Origin of the sequence: Streptomyces sp. NPDC008150, assembly GCF_042956945.1 — a bacterium.
In the GTDB taxonomy this organism is placed as follows: domain Bacteria; phylum Actinomycetota; class Actinomycetes; order Streptomycetales; family Streptomycetaceae; genus Streptomyces.
This window is the reverse complement of record NZ_JBIBHJ010000010.1, coordinates 38,134-56,015: the sequence shown is the minus strand read 5'-3', so window position 1 is coordinate 56,015 and position 17,882 is coordinate 38,134. Positions and strand designations below refer to the sequence as shown.

Below are 17,882 nucleotides of genomic sequence, written 5' to 3'. Positions count from 1 at the left end.
AGAGAAAGACGCGTCAAGGGATCCGGCACGGGTATCTTGCCGAGCGTCGTCGGAAAACCAGGAGGTCAGGTGGCAACGCTGGGCGGCCGTACGGTCCGTGACCTGCGGCGGGAGAACCGCACCGCCGTTCTACAACGGTTGTATTTCGACGGCCCGATGAGCCGGCACGCGCTGGCTCCGGCGACCGGGCTGAGTTCGGGTTCCATCAGCAACGTCGTCACGGAGCTGCTCGCGGACGGCCTCGTCGAGGAGGCCGGCAGCGTCGGGTCCGACGGCGGCCGGCCGCGCACCCTGGTGCGCATCGCGCCGTCGAGCGGCCACATGATCGGCGTGGACGTCGGCGAGACCCGGGTCCGGGTCGAGCTGTTCGACCTGTCGATGGCCGAACTGGCGCGCGCCGAGCGGCCGTTGGCGAGGGGCGGACGGCAGGCGTACGACGTCGCCGTGGTCGTCGACCACATCCGCACCGGCGTCGAGGAGGTGCTCGCGGCGACGGGTCTCACCGCCGACGGGCTGCTCGGGGTGGGGATCGGCGTGCCCGGCATCGTCGAGCACACGGCGCGGGAGGGTGCGGTGGTGCACGGCCAGACCATCGGCTGGGACGCCGTACCGCTGGAGCAGCTGCTCCGGGCCTCCGCCCAACTCCCGGACCGCGTACCGTACTTCGTCGACAACGGCGCCAAGACCCTGGGCCAGGCCGAGATGTGGTTCGGTGCGGGCCGGGGCGCACGCAACGCCGTGGTGGTGCTGTTCGGTTCGGGCGTCGGCGCGTGCGTGGTCTCGGACGAGGTCGAACGCGGCCGGGCGGTCGAGTGGGGGCACCTCACCGTGCGGGTGCGCGGGCGGCGCTGCCGCTGCGGGACGCTCGGCTGCCTGGAGGCGTACGCGGGCGCCGAGGCACTGCTCGAACGCTGGGAGGAGGCAGGCGGCACCCGTCCTGCCGACAGCGACGAGGAGACGGCGCTGACCGCGATGCTGACGGCCGCCTACCCCCCGGACGGCGGCCCGCCGGACCCGGTCGCGGCGGCCGTGCTCGACGAGACCGCCGAGTACCTGGGCGCGGGCCTGTCCGACCTGATCAACCTCTTCCAGCCGGAGCGGGTGCTCGTCGGCGGCTGGGCGGGCCTCCAACTCGGGCCGCGCTTCCTGGAGTCGGTGCGCGGCCACGCCCTGTCGTACGCGCTGTCGCACCCCGCCGGGCGGGTGGGCATCGAGATGGGCAGGCTCGGCCCGGACGCGGTGACCGTGGGCGCGGCGATCCTGCCGCTCGCCGACTTCTTCGCGCGCGGCGGGCGCCCCCTGCCCGAGCCGGACGCCCCGCGCCAGACCCCGGCATGGCGGACCTCGCTGGGGGCCCGGCTGGTGTGAGGCGGGCCGGCGACGAGCCGGCGGCGCACACGTACGTGCGCCTGTGGGAGCGCTCCCGCACAGGGGTCGGGAGCGCTCCCCACCCAGTTGGGGCTCAGTTGGGGCGGGATGCGGAGCCGGTACCCGGCAGGCACTTCTTGAACGCGGGCCGCGGGTGAACCTCACCCGCGACACCCGTCCGGTGCGCCCGACTTGCGGTCATTACGGCCGCAAGTCGCCGTGTATGCACGACATTTGACGTGCCGTTATGACCTCCGTAAGCGGAACTCGCGCCATCACTCTTGACGCGCCGTTCACGCGGATGAAGCATGCAACGGCGAGAGAGCGCTCCCAAGAACCCCCACTGTTCATTTCCTGAACCAGGAGAGCCGCGCCATGCCCCCTTCCCCCCTCACTCCCCCCACACCGCCGACTCCCCCCACGGGAGCGGCTGTCGTCGGCCGACGGGCCGTGCTGGGAGTCGCCGCCGCGGCGGCCCCCGCACTGCTCGGCCTGTCGGCCGCCGCCCCCGCGTCCGCCGCCCCGGCCCGCCCGGCGGGCACCTCGACCGGGGCCGTCGCCGCTCGGGCCGACGACCTGCCCGGCGGCGGCGACCTCGGTCCGAACGTCATCGTCTTCGACCCGTCCACCGCCGGCATCCAGGCCACCCTGGACCAGGTGTTCCAGCAGCAGGAGTCGGCGCAGTTCGACACCGGCCGCTACGCGCTGCTGTTCAAGCCGGGCAACTACAGCGGCCTCAACGCGCAACTCGGCTTCTACACCTCCATCGCGGGACTGGGCCTGTCCCCCGACGACACCACCATCAACGGCGACGTCACCGTGGACGCCGGCTGGTTCGGCGGCAACGCCACCCAGAACTTCTGGCGTTCGGCGGAGAACCTCGCCCTGGTCCCGGTCAGCGGCACCAACCGCTGGGCCGTGGCGCAGGCGGCGCCCTTCCGCCGCATGCACGTACGCGGCGGCCTCAACCTCGCCCCCGACGGCTACGGCTGGGCGAGCGGCGGCTACATCGCCGACAGCAGGATCGACGGGCAGGTCGCGCCGTACTCGCAGCAGCAGTGGTACACGCGGGACAGTTCGGTCGGCGGCTGGGCCAACGCCGTCTGGAACATGGTGTTCTCGGGCGTCGAGGGCGCGCCCGCGCAGTCCTTCCCGGACCCCCCGTACACCACGCTCGACACCACCCCGGTCTCCCGCGAGAAGCCGTTCCTGTACCTCGACGGCGACACCTACCGGGTCTTCCTCCCCGAGAAGCGCACGGACGCGCGCGGGGTGACCTGGGGCAACGGCACCCCCCGCGGCACCTCGCTGCCGCTGACCCAGTTCTACGTCGCGCGGCCGGGGGACGGCGCCGCCACCCTCAACCAGGCCCTGACGCAGGGCCTGCACCTGCTGCTGACGCCGGGGATCTACCACCTGGAGGCGCCGGTCCAGGTGAACGCCGCGGGCACGGTCGTGCTCGGCCTCGGCTACGCCACCCTCGTCCCCGACGACGGGGTCACCGCCGTCAAGGTCGCCGACGTGGACGGGGTGCGGCTCGCGGGGTTCCTCGTCGACGCGGGGACGGTCAACTCCGAGACCCTGCTGGAGGTCGGCCCGCAGGGCGCGTCGGCGGACCACTCGACCGACCCGACCACCGTGCAGGACGTGTTCGTGCGCATCGGCGGCGCGGGCGCGGGCAAGGCCACCACCAGCATGGTCGTCAACAGCAACCACACCATCGTCGACCACACCTGGGTCTGGCGCGCCGACCACGGCACGGGGGTCGGCTGGGACACCAACCGGGCGGACTACGGCATCGTCGTCAACGGCGACGACGTCCTGGCCACCGGGCTGTTCGTCGAGCACTTCAACAAGTACGACGTGCAGTGGAACGGGGAGCGCGGCCGCACGGTCTTCTTCCAGAACGAGAAGGCGTACGACGCTCCCGACCAGGCGGCCGTGCAGGACGGTTCGGTGCGCGGCTACGCGGCCTACAAGGTCGCCGACTCCGTGACCACGCACGAGGGCTGGGGTCTGGGCAGCTACTGCTACTACAACGTGGACCCGACGATCGTGCAGCACCACGGCTTCGCGGCACCCGACACTCCCGGCGTGAAGTTCCACGACCTGCTCGTGGTGTCCCTCGGCGGGCAGGGGCAGTTCGAGCACGTGATCAACGAGACGGGGGCGGCGACGTCGGGCACGACGACGACGCCGTCCACGGTGGTGTCCTACCCCTGACGGACCGAACGGCGGCCGGTGGCCGGACAGTTGTCCGGCCACCGGCCGCCCGCGCCGCTACCGGGCCGGCGCACCGGCCCGCGCGGACGCCGGGGCGGGCGCGTACCCGGCGGGGCGCGTGGTGAAGGTGCCCCGCCCGCCGGTCCGGCCGCGCAGCCGGGTCGCCCAGCCGAACAGCGCCGCCAGCGGCACCGTCGCGGTGACGGCGGACGTGCCCGCCCGCGTCACGGTGCCGGACACCGCGGCGCGGCGTGCCGCCAGGTCGCCGAGCACCGCGCCGAGGGCGTCCTGCGGCACGGTGACCGTGACCTCGGCGACGGGTTCCAGCACGACCGTCGCGCACGCGCGCAGCGCCTCCCGCAGGCCGAACCGGCCGGCCGCGCGGAACGCCTGCTCCGAGGAGTCCCTGGAGTGGGTCGCCCCGTCGGTCAGCGTGACCCGCACCCCGGTCACCGGATGTCCGGCGTGCGGCCCCTCGGCGAGGGCGTCGCGGCAGCCCGCCTCCACGGCACGGACGTACTCCTGCGGCACCCGCCCGCCCGTCACCGTCGAGGCGAAGGCGAACCCGGTGGCGGCGGGGGTGCCGGCCCGCGCCTCCGGTTCGCCCAGCGGCGCCACGTCGAGCACGACGTGCGCGAACTGCCCGGCGCCGCCGTCCTGTTTGACGTGCCGGTACACGAAGCCGGACACCCCGCGCACCACGGTCTCGCGGTGTGCGACCGCCGGGCGGCCCACCGTGACGTCGAGTCCGTGGGCGCCGCGCAACCTCTCCACCGCCACCTCCAGGTGCAGTTCGCCCCTGCCCGCGAGCAGGGTCTGTCCGCTCTCGCCGTCGGTGCGCACCACCAGCGACGGGTCCTCCTCCACCAGCCGCACGAGGGCGGTCGCCAGCCTGCCCGTGTCGGTGTCGCGCCGCGCCTCGACGCGGACGGACACCACCGGCTCGGCGGCGGACGGCGGTTCGAGCACGATCGGCGCCGCCGGATCGCACAGGGTCGTACCCGGCAGGGCCGCCTTCAGCCCGACGACGGCGACGATGTCCCCGGCGACCGCGCGGTCCAACTCCTCGTGCCGGTCGGCCTGGACGCGCAGGATGCGCCCGATCCGCTCACGGCGCCCGGTGCCCGGTGCCAGCACGGCGTCCCCCCTCTCCACGGTCCCCGCGTACACCCGCAGGAACGTCAGCCGTCCGCGCACGGTGGTCTGCACCTTGAACGCGAGCGCGGTGAACGGCTCCGCCGGGTCGGCGGCCCGCTCCTGTTCCGCCCCGTCGTGCACGCCGCGCACGGCGGGCACGTCGAGCGGGGACGGCAGGTACGCCACCACGGCGTCGAGCAGCGGCTCGATCCCGCGGTTGCGGTACGCCGATCCGCACAGGACGACGACACCGTCCCCGCTGTGCGTCAGGTCGCGCAGGGCGGCCGTCAGCGTCGCGGGCGTGAGCGTGCCGGTGGCGCAGAACTCCTCCAGCGCGCCGACGTGCAGCCCGGCCACCGTTTCCGCCAACCGCGCCCGCCTGTCGGCGACTTCGTCGCGCAGCTCGGCCGGCACCGGTCCCTCGACGGCCGGGCCGCCGGCGTCGGGCCAGACGAGCGCGCGGGTGCGGACGAGGTCCACCACGCCGGTGAACCGGTCCTCGGCACCGATCGGCAACTGCACCAACAGCGGTGCCGGGTGCAGCCGTTCGCGCAGGGAGGCCACCGCCGTGTCGACGTCGGCGCCCGCGCGGTCGAGCTTGTTGACGAACGCGATGCGCGGAACGCCGTACCGGTCGGCCTGCCGCCAGACCGACTCGCTCTGCGGTTCGACCCCGGCGACCGCGTCGAACACCGCGATCGCGCCGTCGAGGACGCGCAGGGAACGCTCGACCTCGTCGGCGAAGTCGACGTGCCCCGGCGTGTCGATCAGGTCGATGCGGTGTCCGGCCCACGAACAGCTCACGGCCGCCGCGAAGATGGTGATCCCGCGGTCGCGCTCCTGGGGGTCGAAGTCGGTGACGGTGGTGCCGTCGTGGACCTCGCCGCGCTTGTGGGTGGCACCGGCGGCGAAGAGGAACCGCTCGGTCACGGTGGTCTTGCCGGCGTCGACGTGGGCGAGGATGCCGAGGTTGCGGACGGCGGGGCCGGGTTCGCCCGGCTGGTGGGAGAGGTGAGTACGCACGGCCGGAGGCCTTTCGCTGCGTTCGGGAAGGGGCAGCGCGATCGCCGGACACACGGTGACCCGCCCTGCGGCAGCCTCGATCGGCGGGCTGCGAAGGGTGGTTGTCCGAAGGCGTGTGTCGCGGACTACCGGTGCGGGCCGCGCGGCGTGCACCGGCCGGACGGAGACACGAGAATCACTCCGAACCGGAAGGGAGGGACGGCGACGGCGACGGCCGTGAGGACGGCGGTGCGGTGACGCACGGTCAACTCCCTTCGTTCACCGGGCTTTCCCCTTGCGGGTGACGCCCTGCCGGGCCGGGGCGCGGTCTCACGCACGTCCGGAAACTCTCCGCGCCGAGTGTAGGGGCCCGCCGACCGGGGGCGCACGGAATATCCCACGCGCCTCGGCACGCCCCTCGGGCACTCCCCCAGCAGGCCGTCCTCGAATACGACTTGGTTAAGGCTTACGCACTCCTTGGTGTCCGGACGGTGATCGGTCCATGATGGGGGTATGACGCTGGCCTTGCGAGCCATGACGCAGCTGACGACGTGGCGCGACCTCACGGAGGCCGTGCCGAGTTGTGGTACCGGGCGCGCGCTGCGCTCGACGGGCCAGGAGATAGCCCACTTCCACACGGACTGGGACGTCGACCTGCACCTCACGGCGCGGGCCGTCCACCGCTTCGAGCACGATCTGCGGCGCTCCGAAGTGGTCCGCATCATCCCGGGCGCGGCCTGGGTGACGCTGCGTCTGGAGGCCGACTCGGACGTCAACGTCCTGATCACCCTGGTGAGCCTCGCCCTTCAGTCCCACCAGACGAACCCGGCGCCCCCGGACGGCCGCGCTCCGGCGTGCAACCACGGGCGCAGGGTGGCGGTCCGGCACGAGTTCTCGATCTGAGGGGCGCGTCGCCCGACGTGCCCCGGCTCGGACTTGCGTCGGCACGACGGCCGAACCAGACGCGTTTCCAGGCGAGTTGACGAGCCCCGGAGTGTGAACCGGCACCGGGCGGACCGCGGCCCCGGAGCGCCGTCGCCGCCGGAACCGCTCAGCGCAGTACCGCCGCCAGCAGGTCGCCCCCCAGTGTCCCCACTCCGGACAGTTCGAGGGCGTAGCGGACGTAGCGTCCCTGCCGCTGGGTCGTGAGCAGGCCCGCGCGGCGCAGGACGGCGAGATGGCGGGAGACCTCCGGGGGCGAGAGTTCCCAGGCATGGGCCAGCTCACCGGTGGTGTGCGGGCCGCGGGCCAGGGTGCGCAGCAGCCGCAGCCGCACCGGGTGCGCGAGTGCCTCCAGCCGCAGCGTGACCGCCTCCAGCGACACCGGTTCCGACGGGTCCTCCCCGGCCACGGGGTACTGCACCACCGGCTGCCATCCGGGAGCGTGGACCACCACCAGGTGCGGGCGGCCGAAGACGCTGGGCACGAAGGTGACCCCGTCCGCGCCGGCAGTGGCCGCGTTGTCCTGGAGCTTGTCCACGACGATGCTGTTGCCGTCCGGCGCCAGGGTGACGGCGCCGGAGACCGAGGCGAGCGCCGCGCCGACGCCGCGGTGCTTCAGCAGGTCGTTCTTCAGGCGCAGGTCGGTGGCGAGCCGCTCCGCCGCGTCGGCCCACGCGGCGTCGAAGAAGGCCCCGGCGCACTGTTCGAGGGTGTGGCGCACCCGCGCCCGCACGGCACCGGGGTCCGCCAGCAGCCGTTCCGCGAAGGTCTCCTGGAGGGCGCCGCGGGCACGGGCCACGTCCAGGGCCCGCTCGCGCGCGGTCGCGTCGGTGAGCGGCGACGGCGCGGCGAAGTGGACGCGGTTGCTGCCGCACGTGGTCACGAGCGCGCTGGCCACGTAGGTCTCGTCGTCGATCCGGTCCACGTCGTCCAGCTCGTCGGCGAGAGCCGGCCGGGGGCGGGCGGGGACCAGGAAGTCGGCCCGTGAGGAACGCCAGAGGAACTCCGCCTCCCGGAGCCGCTCGGCCAGCTCCGGCGGCAGCCCGGACCAGACGCCCGCGGCCCAGTCGGCGAGCTGCGGATGGTGGGCGGGTTCGGCCAGCACGTGCAGCATCGCGGTGAGTTCGGCCAGCGGGGAGGCGGCGAACCGCAGTCCCCCGGACGGCACGCCGCCGATGTCGATCCTCAACGTCATTCGCCCATTCTCCCGGCCGGGACGGCCGCCGCCCGCGCCGATTGACGATGCCCGTCAACCGGCGCCCGCTCGTCCGGAGGCCGACCGCACCGTTGTCGCCATGGCAACCCCTCCCAAGATCCGGCCGACGGCCCTCGTCCGCGCCTGCGGCGGCCCCCGCTACACCGTCGCCCTCGCCGTGGACGCGCTCGGCACCGGCCTGCTGCGACCCTTCCTGCTGCTGTACGGGGTGACGGTGCTGAGGCTGTCCGCGTCGGCCACCGGCATCGCCATGACGGTCGGCGTCGTCGCGGGCCTGGTGTGCATGCCCGCGGTCGGCCGGTGGCTCGACCGGGGCGCGCGCAGCACGGTCGTGGCGGCCTCGATGCTGGTACGCGTGCCGGGGGTGGCACTCCTGCTGGCCACCCCGGCGGGGCACGTGCGGCTGTTCGCCGTGGCGGCGCTCTTCCTCGGCATCGGCAACCAGGCGTGGCCCGCCGCCCACGCGGCCCTCGTCGCCACGATCGCCCACGGCCGCGAACGCGACGCCGCTCTCGCGGGCGCCCGCGCGCTGCGCAACGCCGGCCTGGGCGCGGGCGCCCTCCTCGCCACCGTGTGCCTGGCGGGCGGTCCCACCGCGATGCGGGCACTGGCCGCCGTCACCGGGCTCGCCTACCTGGCCGCGGCGGCCCTGGCTGCCTCGGTCCGCCTGCGCGCCGACCCGGCCGCCGTCCCGGCCGGAGCCGGATCCGGCAGGGCGGAGGATGCCGACGGCGCCGGGAGCACCGCCGGGTCCGCCCGCCGCATGCTCGTGCTGCTCGCGGCGAACGTGGTCTACGCCTTCTGCCTCAACGTCCCCGAAATCGCCCTGCCCCTGGTGCTGGTGACCCAACTGCACGCGTCCCCGGCCTGGTCGGCGGCGATCTTCGTGGCGAACACGGTCCTGGTGGTCACCCTGCAGCTTCCGGTCACCCTCCTGATGTCCCGCTTCGCCCGGCGGACCGTGCTGGCCCTCGCCGGCGTGGTGCTCGCCCTGTCCTACCTCGGCTTCCTCGCGGCCACCTCGCTGGGCGGCGGCTGGAGTGCCCCGGCCGTCGCCGCGGTGTCCGTGCTCTGCACGATCGGCGAGATCCTCTACGCCGGCAGCGCGACGGCGCTCGTCACGGCCCTCGCCCCCGCCCCGGTGCTGGGACGCGCCGTCGCCCGCCTCCAGATCTCCACGGGCTTCGGTCTCGCCGTCTCCCCGGCGGTCATCACCGCGCTCGGGGCCCGCGGCCCGGCGGCCCTCTGGGGCACCCTCACCGCCGCGACGCTCGTCTCCGCCCGGTTGGTCGCCACCGGGAAGGACGGCGGAACGCGGCGCTCCGGCGGCAGCCGCGTGGCAGCCGCGGGAGCGCGGGGCAGGCGATCACCCCGAGCGAACGACCGGGGGACGGCGGGCCTTCCGCACCCCGCCGAACACCCCTCCGACCTGCACCCCTAGCAATAGGCAGGCAGATACCTGCATAATGGTCCGGTGAGCCCCACCGCGACACCCGACGAGCACGAGAACCGGCCCGACGCCGTCTTCCGGGCGCTGGCCGATCCCACCCGACGGCAGCTGCTCGACCGATTGCGCGAGCGCAACGGTCAGACCCTGCGCGAGCTGTGCGAACTCCTCGACATGGCACGGCAGTCGGTGACCCAGCATCTCGACCTGCTGGCGCGGGCCGGCCTCGTCACCGTCGTGCGTCGCGGCAGGGAACGGCTCCACTACCTCAACCCCGCGCCGATCCAGGAGATCGAGGAGCGCTGGATCTCCGGGTTCGACCGCCCCCGGCTTCGGGCGCTCGGCGCCATCAGGAACCAAGCAGAGGAGCACGCCGCCATGACCAGCAACGCACCGACGTCCGTTCCGACCTACGTCTACGTGACCTACATCCACGCGAGCGCGAAGGACGTGTGGCAGGCCCTGACCGACGCGGATCTCACCGCGCGGTACTGGGGCCACGCCAACGTCTCGGACTGGCAGCCGGGTTCGGCCTGGGAGCACCGCCGCGCCGACGGCTCGGGCGCCGTCGACGTCGTCGGCCGGGTCGTCGAGGCGGAGCCCCCCTCGCGCCTGGTGATCACGTTCGACGACACCCCCGCGGCCCCGAAGGACAGCGCCTCGGTGGTGACCTTCGCGGTCGAGCCGCACGAGGACATCGTCCGCCTCACGGTGACCCACGAGAACCTGCCCAACACCGAGATGCTGAACGGCATTTCGAAGGGCTGGCCGGCCGTCCTCTCCAACCTCAAGTCGCTCCTGGAGACCGGAAGGGTCCTGCCGCAGGCGCCCTGGGACATGTGACCGGCGGGGCCGCGGCGGAGAGGGGCCCCGGCCGGCCGGGCGGGGCCCGGAAACGCGAAGGACCCCACACGAATGTGGGGTCCCGCCGGTGTCCGAGGGGGGACTTGAACCCCCACGCCCCGAAGGGCACTAGCACCTCAAGCTAGCGCGTCTGCCATTCCGCCACCCGGACAGGGTGTATGCCACCTGGCAGGGCTTTTATCCCCGCGGCGACAAGGACAACGATACCAAGGTTTCGGAGTGCCTCTCACCCTCTTATCCACGGGCGACGTCCGGCCCCCGTACCCCCGCCCACCTGCGACGGGACGCCATCACGTCAGGTGATTCCGTGATCACGGCGTGACGCTTCCCCGGCCACCAGCAGGTGCAGCCGGCGCAGCAGGGACGCGGCTCCTTCCTCGCCCAGCGGGGCGAGGAAGTCGCGTTCCGCCGCGCGTCGGGCGTCCTCCGCCGCGTAGAGCCGGGCGCGGCCCGTCTCCGTCAGTTCGACGATGTTCTTGCGCCGGTCCGCGAGGCTGCGGCGGCGCACCACCAGGCCGCGGGACTCCAGGCTGTCGGTCAGCGCGACCATCGTGGTCCGGTCGACCCCGAGCCGGGCCGCCGCCTCCGCCTGCGACAGCGGGTCGTCGCCGGCCAGGACCACCATGACGGCCAGTTCGTGGCCGTCGACCCCGTAGGGGGCGAGCGCCTCGGTGGACGCCTTCTTCAGGCCCAGGTGGGCGTGCTTGAGCAGGTAGCCGAGCCGGAACTCCAGCGGCTCCAGCCGTCCCGGGTGCTCCGGGTCCTGCGGGGGCTCGGGGTTCTCGTCGGTCGGCATGGCCGGATGGTAGCCGGAAGTGATCGTCAGGTTCACGCATCGTTTGGTTGCGGAGGAGGTCCGGGCGCGGCCGGCGGGAACGGGCCGGGCCCAGGTGCCGGCCCCCCGCCCGCACGGTGGGGAGATGTGCGGGCGGGGAGCCGGCGCGTTCAGTGCCGCGCGCTCAGTGCCGGGCGTCCGGCGTCACGGCATCAGGTGGTAGTCCGGGAAGTTGCCCGGCAGCCGCTCCCCCGCCGGGCCGTTCGTCACCGCGCGCACCAGCAGTTCGCCGCCGACGAACGCACCGCGCCAGGACGCGCCGAAGCCGCCGAACAGTTCGTCGCGGTCGCCGCGCGAACGCGGCTTGCCGTGGCCGACCTTGAACGCCCTGATCTGTGGCGCCAGCCGGTCGTAGGTCGCCCGGTCGTCGGTGGACAGGGTCGCCACCAGCGCGCCGTTGGACGCGTTCATCGCGGCCAGCAGCTCGGCCTCCGTGTCGACCAGGACGATGGTGTCGACCGGGCCGAACGGTTCCGCGTGATGCAGCGGCGAGGACGGCGGCGGGTTCAGCAGGGTCACCGGCCGCACGTACGCCGAGGTGTCCTGGCCGGGCAGGAACCGGGCGTCGGACAGCCGGCCGCGGTGCAGCGGGACCGCGCCGCGGTCGACGGCCTCGGCCACCTGGTCCTGGAGTTCCTTCGCCTTGGCCGCGTTGATCAGCGGCCCGAAGTCCAGCTCCGGGAACGGGTCTTCGGGGTGCTCGACGGCCAGGGGGTGCCCGACCCGCAGGGTGCGCACCGCGGGCAGGTACGCCGCGAGGAACTCGTCGAACGCCGAGCGCTGGACGACGAAGCGCGGGTAGGCGGTGCAGCGCTGCTTGCCGTAGTCGAACAGCTTCGGGATCACCGCGGTGAGCGCGTCCCAGTCGGTGTGGTTCCAGACGCCCCAGGTGTTGAGGCCCTCCTGTTCCAGTACGTGGCGCTTGCCGAGGTCGGCGACGGCCGTGGCGACGGCGGCGCCGGTGTCCCGGCCGCCGACGAAGGAGACGCAGCCGATCTCCGGGGCCCGTACCAGCGCCCCGGACAGCTCGCCGCCGCTGCCGCTGACCAGCGTGACCGGGATGCCCTCGCGCGCGGCGAGCGCGGAGGCGAGGGTGAGGCAGGCCAGGCCGCCGTCGGTGGGCGTCTTCGCGACGACCGCGTTGCCCGCGAGCGCCTGCACCAGCATGGCGTGGACGAGCACGCTCATCGGGTAGTTCCAGCTCGCGATGTTGGAGACCGGGCCGTCGAGCGGCGTGCGGCCGGCGAGCATCGGTCCGATGCCGTCGAGGTACCAGCGCACGCCGTCGATGGCACGGTCGACGTCCGCGCGGGCCAGCCTCCACGGCTTGCCTATCTCCCACACGAGGAGCAGCGCGAGCAGGTCGCGGTGGGCGGTCAGGGAGTCGAGGGTGGCGGCGACCCTGGCCCGCCGCTCCTCCAGCGGCACCTGCCGCCATGCGCGGTGCTGGTCGAGCGCCGCGCGGACCGCCCGGTGGGCGGTGTCGCGGTCCAGGCGGGGCGGTCCGGCGACGGGGCTGCCGTCGACGGGGCTGGTGGCCGGGAGGGACCGGCCGTCCGCCTGCCAGGTGCCTGCCCAGAGGTTGAGGACGTGGTCGTCGCGGAACGCCTCCGGCGCGGCGGCGAGGCAGCGCCGCCAGGCGTCGTTCCAGGAGGTGCCCGCCTTGAGGGTGAGGGTGGGGGCGGGAGTTGTCGTCGCCGGGGGCGCTGTCGCGCCGCCGGTACGGGAGTTGGTCGCCATTCGGTTGCTCCGCTCTCGGTGCACAGTCGGGGGCGGGAGATGCGTGGCCCGCGCGGGCACGGGTGTGCCGGCGCGGCGGGGCGGCGCAACCGGTGGGCGGTGAGGCCGAGTTGGGTACCGTCCTTGCGTACGGTCCCTGGGTCGCGTCGTACCCCGCGGTGATGAAGCTAGTGACGGGCGGCGGTGCGCGACAGTCACTCGGGCGCAACTATGAGTGACATCACGCCGTCCAACACGCGTGCTGTGCCGCGGAGTTGGACGCTGAGGGGCCTTTCGCCGGTGCTCAGGGGCAGCGCACGACCTGCCCCGCGTACGAGAGGTTGCCGCCGAAGCCGAAGAGGAGGACGGGGTCGCCGGTCGTGATCTCGCCGCGTTCGACGAGCTTGGAGAAGGCGAGCGGGATGCTGGCGGCGGACGTGTTGCCGGACTCCACGACGTCGCGGGCGACGACCGCGCAGGTGGCGCCGATGCGTTCGGCGAGCGGTTCGATGATCCGCAGGTTCGCCTGGTGCAGGACCACGGCGGCCAGGTCCTCCGGCGCGGTCCCGGACCGTTCGCAGGCCCGGCGGGCGATGGCGGGGAGTTGCGTGGTCGCCCAGCGGTAGACGCTCTGGCCCTCCTGCGCGAACCGGGGCGGTGTCCCCTCGATGCGCACGGCGTTGCCCATCTCGGGCACCGATCCCCAGAGCACGGGACCGATGCCGGGCAGGCCCGGCTCCCCCTCGTCGCACGCCTCGACGACCGCCGCGCCCGCCCCGTCGCCGACGAGGACGCAGGTGGTGCGGTCGGTCCAGTCGGCGACCTCCGACATCTTGTCCGCGCCGACGACCAGCGCCCGGGTCGCGGCGCCCGCGCGCAGCGCGTGGTCGGCGGTGGCGAGCGCGTGGGTGAAGCCGGCGCACACCACGTTGACGTCCATGACGGCCGGGCCCGGCATGCCCAGCCGCGCGGCGAGCCGGGCGGCGGTGTTCGGGGAGCGGTCGATCGCGGTGGACGTCGCGACGAGGACCAGGTCGACGTCGGCGGGCGTGAGCCCGGCGGCGGCCAGGGCCTTGGCGCCGGCGTGGGCGGCGAGTTCGTCGACCGGTTCGTCCGGGCCCGCGATCCGCCGCTCGCGGATGCCGACCCGGGTGCTGATCCACTCGTCGCTGGTGTCGACCATGGCGGCCAGGTCCTCGTTGGTGAGGACTCTGGCGGGCTGGTAGTGGCCGACGGCCGTGATGCGCGAGCCGGTCATGGTGGTGTCCCCCTCGGGCCGTGGTTAACGGGATCCACCAGTCTGTTCAGTGACTCACGGGTACGCGGGCACAGGAAGGGACAGGAAAGCGGAGCTGTGGTTGTCGGGTCCCGTCAGGCCGTCGGACACACGAGCAGCGGGCGAACAGGCGCCCGGGGCCGTGGGACGGGACGCCGGGCGCGGCCGTCCCGTCCGCCGCGCGGCAGGGCACCGTCCCCTCACCCCGTGAACAACTGGGTCGCCTTGCGCACCAGTTCGTAGACGCCGTAGGCCAGCGGTGCCGTGACCCACAGCCACGCGAGGGCGATCAGCGGGCGGCGGTCACGCGGAGTCGGGCTGCTGGTCTCGGGCATCCGGGGCCTCCTCGGGGGCGGCGACGTGGTGGCGCGGGTGGACGGGGCGGACGAGTTCGTTGGCGACGAAGCCGACGACGAGGAGGCCGATCATGATGACGAAGGACAGGCCGTACAGGTCCGCGCCGTCCTTGCCCGCGTCCTTCTGGTGGTCCGCGATCCGGTTGACGATGAGCGGGCCGAGCACGCCGGCCGTGGACCAGGCGGTGAGCAGCCGGCCGTGGATGGCGCCCACCTGGTACGTGCCGAACAGGTCCTTGAGGTAGGCCGGGACGGTCGCGAAGCCGCCTCCGTAGAAGGACAGGATCACCAGCGCGCACAGCACGAACAGCGGCTTGGAGCCGTCGCCGAACAGGGTGATCAGCAGGTACATCAGCGCGCCGGCGCCGAGGTAGAGGCGGTAGACGTTCTTGCGGCCGATCCGGTCGGAGGCGGAGGACCAGCCGATGCGGCCCGCCATGTTGGCCGCCGAGAGCAGCGCGACGAAGCCCGCCGCGGCGGAGGCGGTGACCGGCGTGGAACCGTCCGCGAAGAAGTCGGTGATCATCGGGGCGGCCTTCTCCAGGATGCCGATGCCCGCGGTCACGTTCATGCAGAGCACCACCCACAGGCACCAGAACTGCGGCGTGCGCACGGCACTGCGGGCCGACACCTGAACACCCTCGACGTTGCTGGGCCCGCTCTCCACCGGCCGCTCGCCGCGCGGCACCCGGACGAGCAGCACGCCGAGCGACATGAACACCGCGTACGCGAGGCCGTGCACGAGGAAGGCGAGCGCGATGCCGGAGCTGTCGGAACCGAAGGAGTCCAGCATCTGCGCGGACCAGGGCGACGCGATGAGCGCGCCGCCGCCGAACCCCATGATCGCGATGCCGGTGGCCGCGCCCGGCCGGTCGGGGAACCACTTGATCAGGGTGGAGACGGGCGAGATGTAGCCGATGCCGAGGCCGATGCCGCCGATGAAGCCGTAGCCGAGGACGATCAGCCAGTACTGCTCGGTGGCCGCGCCCAGCGCGGACACCAGGAAGCCGGACGAGAAGCAGACGAGGGCCACGGTCATCGCCCAGCGCGGTCCGTTGCGCTCCACGCGGGTGCCGCCGAACGCGGCGGACAGGCCGAGCATGACGATGGCGAGCTGGAACGGCAGCGCGCTCTGGGTGCCGCTGAGGCCGAGCGCCGATTCGAGGGGCGGCTTGAACACGCTCCACGCGTACGCCTGGCCGATGGCGAGGTGGACGGACAGGGCGGCCGGCGGCACGAGCCGACGGCTCCAGCCGGAGGGTGCGACGGGAGGGCTCATGATCCGGAACTGTAGGCATGTACACGGCAGTTGAGAACCCGTCGGGGAGCACCGATCCGTACGCCGCCCGCGCACCGCGCGGGCGGACCCCGCCGCTGCCCGCCCCGCGGCGCCCGTGCGGGAGAATGGAACGCGGCAGGGGCCGTTTCGGCGGCCGGCACGTGCAGAGACGTACAGAACCGGGGCTGATCGGAACATGGGACGAGTCACGGAACGACGCAAGGTCCTGCGCATCAGGGACGGGGCGCTCACCACACGCCCGGACACCCTCGTGGCGGAGGAACCCCTGGAGATCCGGCTCAACGGCAAGGCGCTCGCCATCACCATGCGCACGCCGGGCGACGACTTCGCGCTCGCCGCCGGGTTCCTGGTCAGCGAGGGCGTGCTCGGCGGGGCGGCCGACCTCCAGAACATCGTGTACTGCGCGGGCGCCACCGTGGACGGCTCGAACTCGTACAACGTGGTCGACGTGCGGACCTCGCCGGACGTCGTCATGCCGGACATCACCCTGGAGCGCAACGTCTACACGACGTCCTCGTGCGGGCTGTGCGGCAAGGCGAGCCTGGACGCCGTGCGGACCACGGCCCGCTGGCCCGTCGCGGACGTCCCGCCGCTGCGCCTGGAGCCCGCGCTGCTGTCGAGCCTGCCCGACCGGCTGCGGGAGGCGCAGCGGGTCTTCGACCGCACCGGCGGACTGCACGCGGCGGCCCTGTTCTCCGAGGACGGCGAGCTGCTCGACATAAGGGAGGACGTGGGCCGGCACAACGCGGTCGACAAGTTGGTGGGCCGGGCCCTCCAGAACGACGCGCTGCCGCTGTCGCGGGTGATCCTGCTGGTGTCGGGCCGCGCCTCGTTCGAGCTGGCGCAGAAGGCCGTGATGGCGGGCATCCCGGTCCTCGCGGCGGTCTCCGCGCCGTCCTCGCTGGCCGTGGACCTGGCCGCCGAGACCGGGCTGACGCTGGTGGGGTTCCTGCGGGGCAGCTCGATGAACGTGTACGCGGGCGAGGACCGCATCGCCGTGGGCGCGACCTCCCCGGCCGCGCCCAGCTGACCCGCGCGGGGACCGCGCCCCCGCGTACGCCGGGCCCCGGGCCTCACCCCGTGCGCGTGCCCACCGCGCGGGCGGCGGCACCCGTGCCGCCGTCGCCGCCCGTGCCGCCGTCGCCGCCCGTCGCCGGGTCGGCGGCCTCCCGCGCCGTCAGCGGGTCGCGGGCGCGGCGCTTGGCGATCACCGCGCACACCATGAGCTGCATCTGGTGGAAGAGCATCAGCGGCAGCACGGCGAGCGAGGCGTGCGCCCCGAACAGCACGCCGGCCATCGGCAGGCCCGACGCGAGGGACTTCTTGGAACCCGCGAACTGGATGGCGATCCGGTCGGCCCGCCCGAAGCGCAGCGCCCGCGCCCCGTACCAGGTCAGCGCGAGCATCACGGCGAGCAGCACGGCCTCGACGGCGAGCAGGGCGCCGAGCCGGGCGACGCTCACCTGGTGCCAGATGCCCCGCACCATGCCCTCGCTGAACGCCGTGTAGACGACGAGCAGGATCGAGCCGCGGTCGACGAGTCCGAGGATCCTCTTGTGCCGGGCGACGAACCCGCCGATCCAGCGGCGCAGCACCTGCCCGGCGACGAACGGCACGAGCAGTTGCAGCACGATCGCCAGCAGCGAGTCGGCGGAGAGGCCGCCCCCGCTGTTGCCGAGGAGAGCCGCGGCGAGCAGCGGCGTGACGACGATGCCGACCATCGACGAGAAGGACCCGGCGCAGATCGCGGCGGGGACGTTGCCGCGCGCGATCGACGTGAACGCGATGGAGGACTGGATGGTCGAGGGGACCAGGGTGAGGAAGAGCAGGCCCTGGTAGAGCGGCCGGCTCAGCAGCGTCGGGACGAGCCCCCGGGCGGCCAGCCCGAGCAGTGGGAAGACGACGAACGTGCAGGCCAGGACGGTGACGTGCAGCCGCCAGTGGCGCAATCCGTCCATCGCCTCGCCGGTGGACAGCCGCGCCCCGTAGAGGAAGAAGAGGAACGCGATCGCGGCGGTGGACGCACCGGAAGCCACGTCGGCGCCCGCACCGCGGGCCGGGAACAGCGCGGCCAGACCGACCGTCCCGAGCAGCAGCAGGATGTACGGGTCGATCGGCAGCCGGCTCGGCCGTCGCAGGCGTTTCACGGTGCTCCACTCGCTGGTGGTCGGGGTGCTGGGGCCCTCTCATCGTCCCC

14 protein-coding genes and 1 tRNA gene are annotated in these 17,882 nt (G+C 73.6%); 6 read left to right on the top strand and 9 right to left on the bottom strand.

Annotated features, from left to right (window positions below; genetic code table 11):
- The first annotated feature begins 69 nt into the window (after window positions 1-69).
- Entirely contained in the window at window positions 70-1,368 is a 1,299-nt protein-coding gene (locus ACFZA0_RS23705) for an ROK family protein (RefSeq protein WP_391020381.1), read from the top strand.
- 375 nt (window positions 1,369-1,743) lie between these two features.
- On the top strand, window positions 1,744-3,591 hold the full coding sequence (locus ACFZA0_RS23700; RefSeq protein ID WP_391020379.1) for a coagulation factor 5/8 type domain-containing protein: 1,848 nt from the start codon (window positions 1,744-1,746) through the stop codon (window positions 3,589-3,591).
- A 57-nt stretch (window positions 3,592-3,648) separates the two neighbouring features.
- Here ACFZA0_RS23700 and fusA read toward each other — a convergent pair whose 3' ends face one another.
- Window positions 3,649-5,751, bottom strand: a complete 2,103-nt coding sequence (gene fusA, locus ACFZA0_RS23695; RefSeq protein WP_391020377.1) for an elongation factor G — start codon at window positions 5,749-5,751, stop codon at window positions 3,649-3,651.
- Window positions 5,752-6,243: 492 nt separating this feature from the next.
- Between fusA and ACFZA0_RS23690 the strand changes: the two genes are divergently transcribed.
- A complete protein-coding gene (locus tag ACFZA0_RS23690; protein ID WP_391020376.1) occupies window positions 6,244-6,633 on the top strand; it encodes a luciferase family protein in 390 nt (129 codons plus the stop codon).
- Window positions 6,634-6,781: 148 nt separating this feature from the next.
- Here the strand turns inward: ACFZA0_RS23690 and ACFZA0_RS23685 are convergent, their stop codons facing one another.
- Window positions 6,782-7,867, bottom strand: a complete 1,086-nt coding sequence (locus tag ACFZA0_RS23685) for a DUF5937 family protein (protein ID WP_391020374.1) — start codon at window positions 7,865-7,867, stop codon at window positions 6,782-6,784.
- A gap of 100 nt (window positions 7,868-7,967) precedes the next feature.
- On the opposite strand from ACFZA0_RS23685, the gene ACFZA0_RS23680 reads away from it, so the two are divergent.
- Window positions 7,968-9,329 carry an MFS transporter gene (locus ACFZA0_RS23680; protein ID WP_391020372.1) on the top strand — a complete coding sequence of 454 codons (1,362 nt, stop codon included), beginning with the start codon at window positions 7,968-7,970 and terminating at the stop codon, window positions 9,327-9,329.
- Between the two features lie 33 nt (window positions 9,330-9,362).
- Window positions 9,363-10,178, top strand: coding sequence for a metalloregulator ArsR/SmtB family transcription factor (locus ACFZA0_RS23675; RefSeq protein ID WP_391020370.1), 816 nt, complete (start codon window positions 9,363-9,365; stop codon window positions 10,176-10,178).
- Window positions 10,179-10,267: 89 nt separating this feature from the next.
- Here the strand turns inward: ACFZA0_RS23675 and ACFZA0_RS23670 are convergent.
- The 6 genes from ACFZA0_RS23670 to ACFZA0_RS23645 all read right to left on the bottom strand — a co-directional run bounded on the left by ACFZA0_RS23670 (window position 10,268) and on the right by ACFZA0_RS23645 (window position 15,664).
- Window positions 10,268-10,350 (bottom strand) — tRNA-Leu (locus ACFZA0_RS23670).
- A gap of 144 nt (window positions 10,351-10,494) precedes the next feature.
- The gene (locus tag ACFZA0_RS23665) at window positions 10,495-10,995 is read right to left on the bottom strand and encodes a MarR family transcriptional regulator (protein ID WP_391020368.1); all 501 of its coding nucleotides are present in this window, start codon (window positions 10,993-10,995) and stop codon (window positions 10,495-10,497) included.
- A 183-nt stretch (window positions 10,996-11,178) separates the two neighbouring features.
- Complete coding sequence (locus ACFZA0_RS23660) at window positions 11,179-12,774, bottom strand: aldehyde dehydrogenase family protein (RefSeq protein WP_391020366.1); 1,596 nt, start codon at window positions 12,772-12,774, stop codon at window positions 11,179-11,181.
- A gap of 283 nt (window positions 12,775-13,057) precedes the next feature.
- Window positions 13,058-14,011 (bottom strand): beta-ketoacyl-ACP synthase 3, encoded by a 954-nt coding sequence (locus ACFZA0_RS23655; protein WP_391020364.1) that lies wholly within the window; start codon window positions 14,009-14,011, stop codon window positions 13,058-13,060.
- Between the two features lie 218 nt (window positions 14,012-14,229).
- Window positions 14,230-14,364, bottom strand: coding sequence for a hypothetical protein (locus tag ACFZA0_RS23650; RefSeq protein WP_391020362.1), 135 nt, complete (start codon window positions 14,362-14,364; stop codon window positions 14,230-14,232).
- The gene (locus tag ACFZA0_RS23645) at window positions 14,333-15,664 is read right to left on the bottom strand and encodes an MFS transporter (protein ID WP_391020360.1); all 1,332 of its coding nucleotides are present in this window, start codon (window positions 15,662-15,664) and stop codon (window positions 14,333-14,335) included. The genes ACFZA0_RS23650 and ACFZA0_RS23645 overlap by 32 nt, the downstream gene beginning before the upstream one ends.
- Before the next feature lie 196 nt (window positions 15,665-15,860).
- On the opposite strand from ACFZA0_RS23645, the gene fdhD reads away from it, so the two are divergent.
- Window positions 15,861-16,715, top strand: a complete 855-nt coding sequence (gene fdhD / locus ACFZA0_RS23640) for a formate dehydrogenase accessory sulfurtransferase FdhD (RefSeq protein ID WP_391020358.1) — start codon at window positions 15,861-15,863, stop codon at window positions 16,713-16,715.
- Between the two features lie 43 nt (window positions 16,716-16,758).
- Here the strand turns inward: fdhD and ACFZA0_RS23635 are convergent, their stop codons facing one another.
- Entirely contained in the window at window positions 16,759-17,832 is a 1,074-nt protein-coding gene (locus tag ACFZA0_RS23635) for a bile acid:sodium symporter (RefSeq protein WP_391020356.1), read from the bottom strand.
- Between the last annotated feature and the right edge of the window lie 50 nt (window positions 17,833-17,882).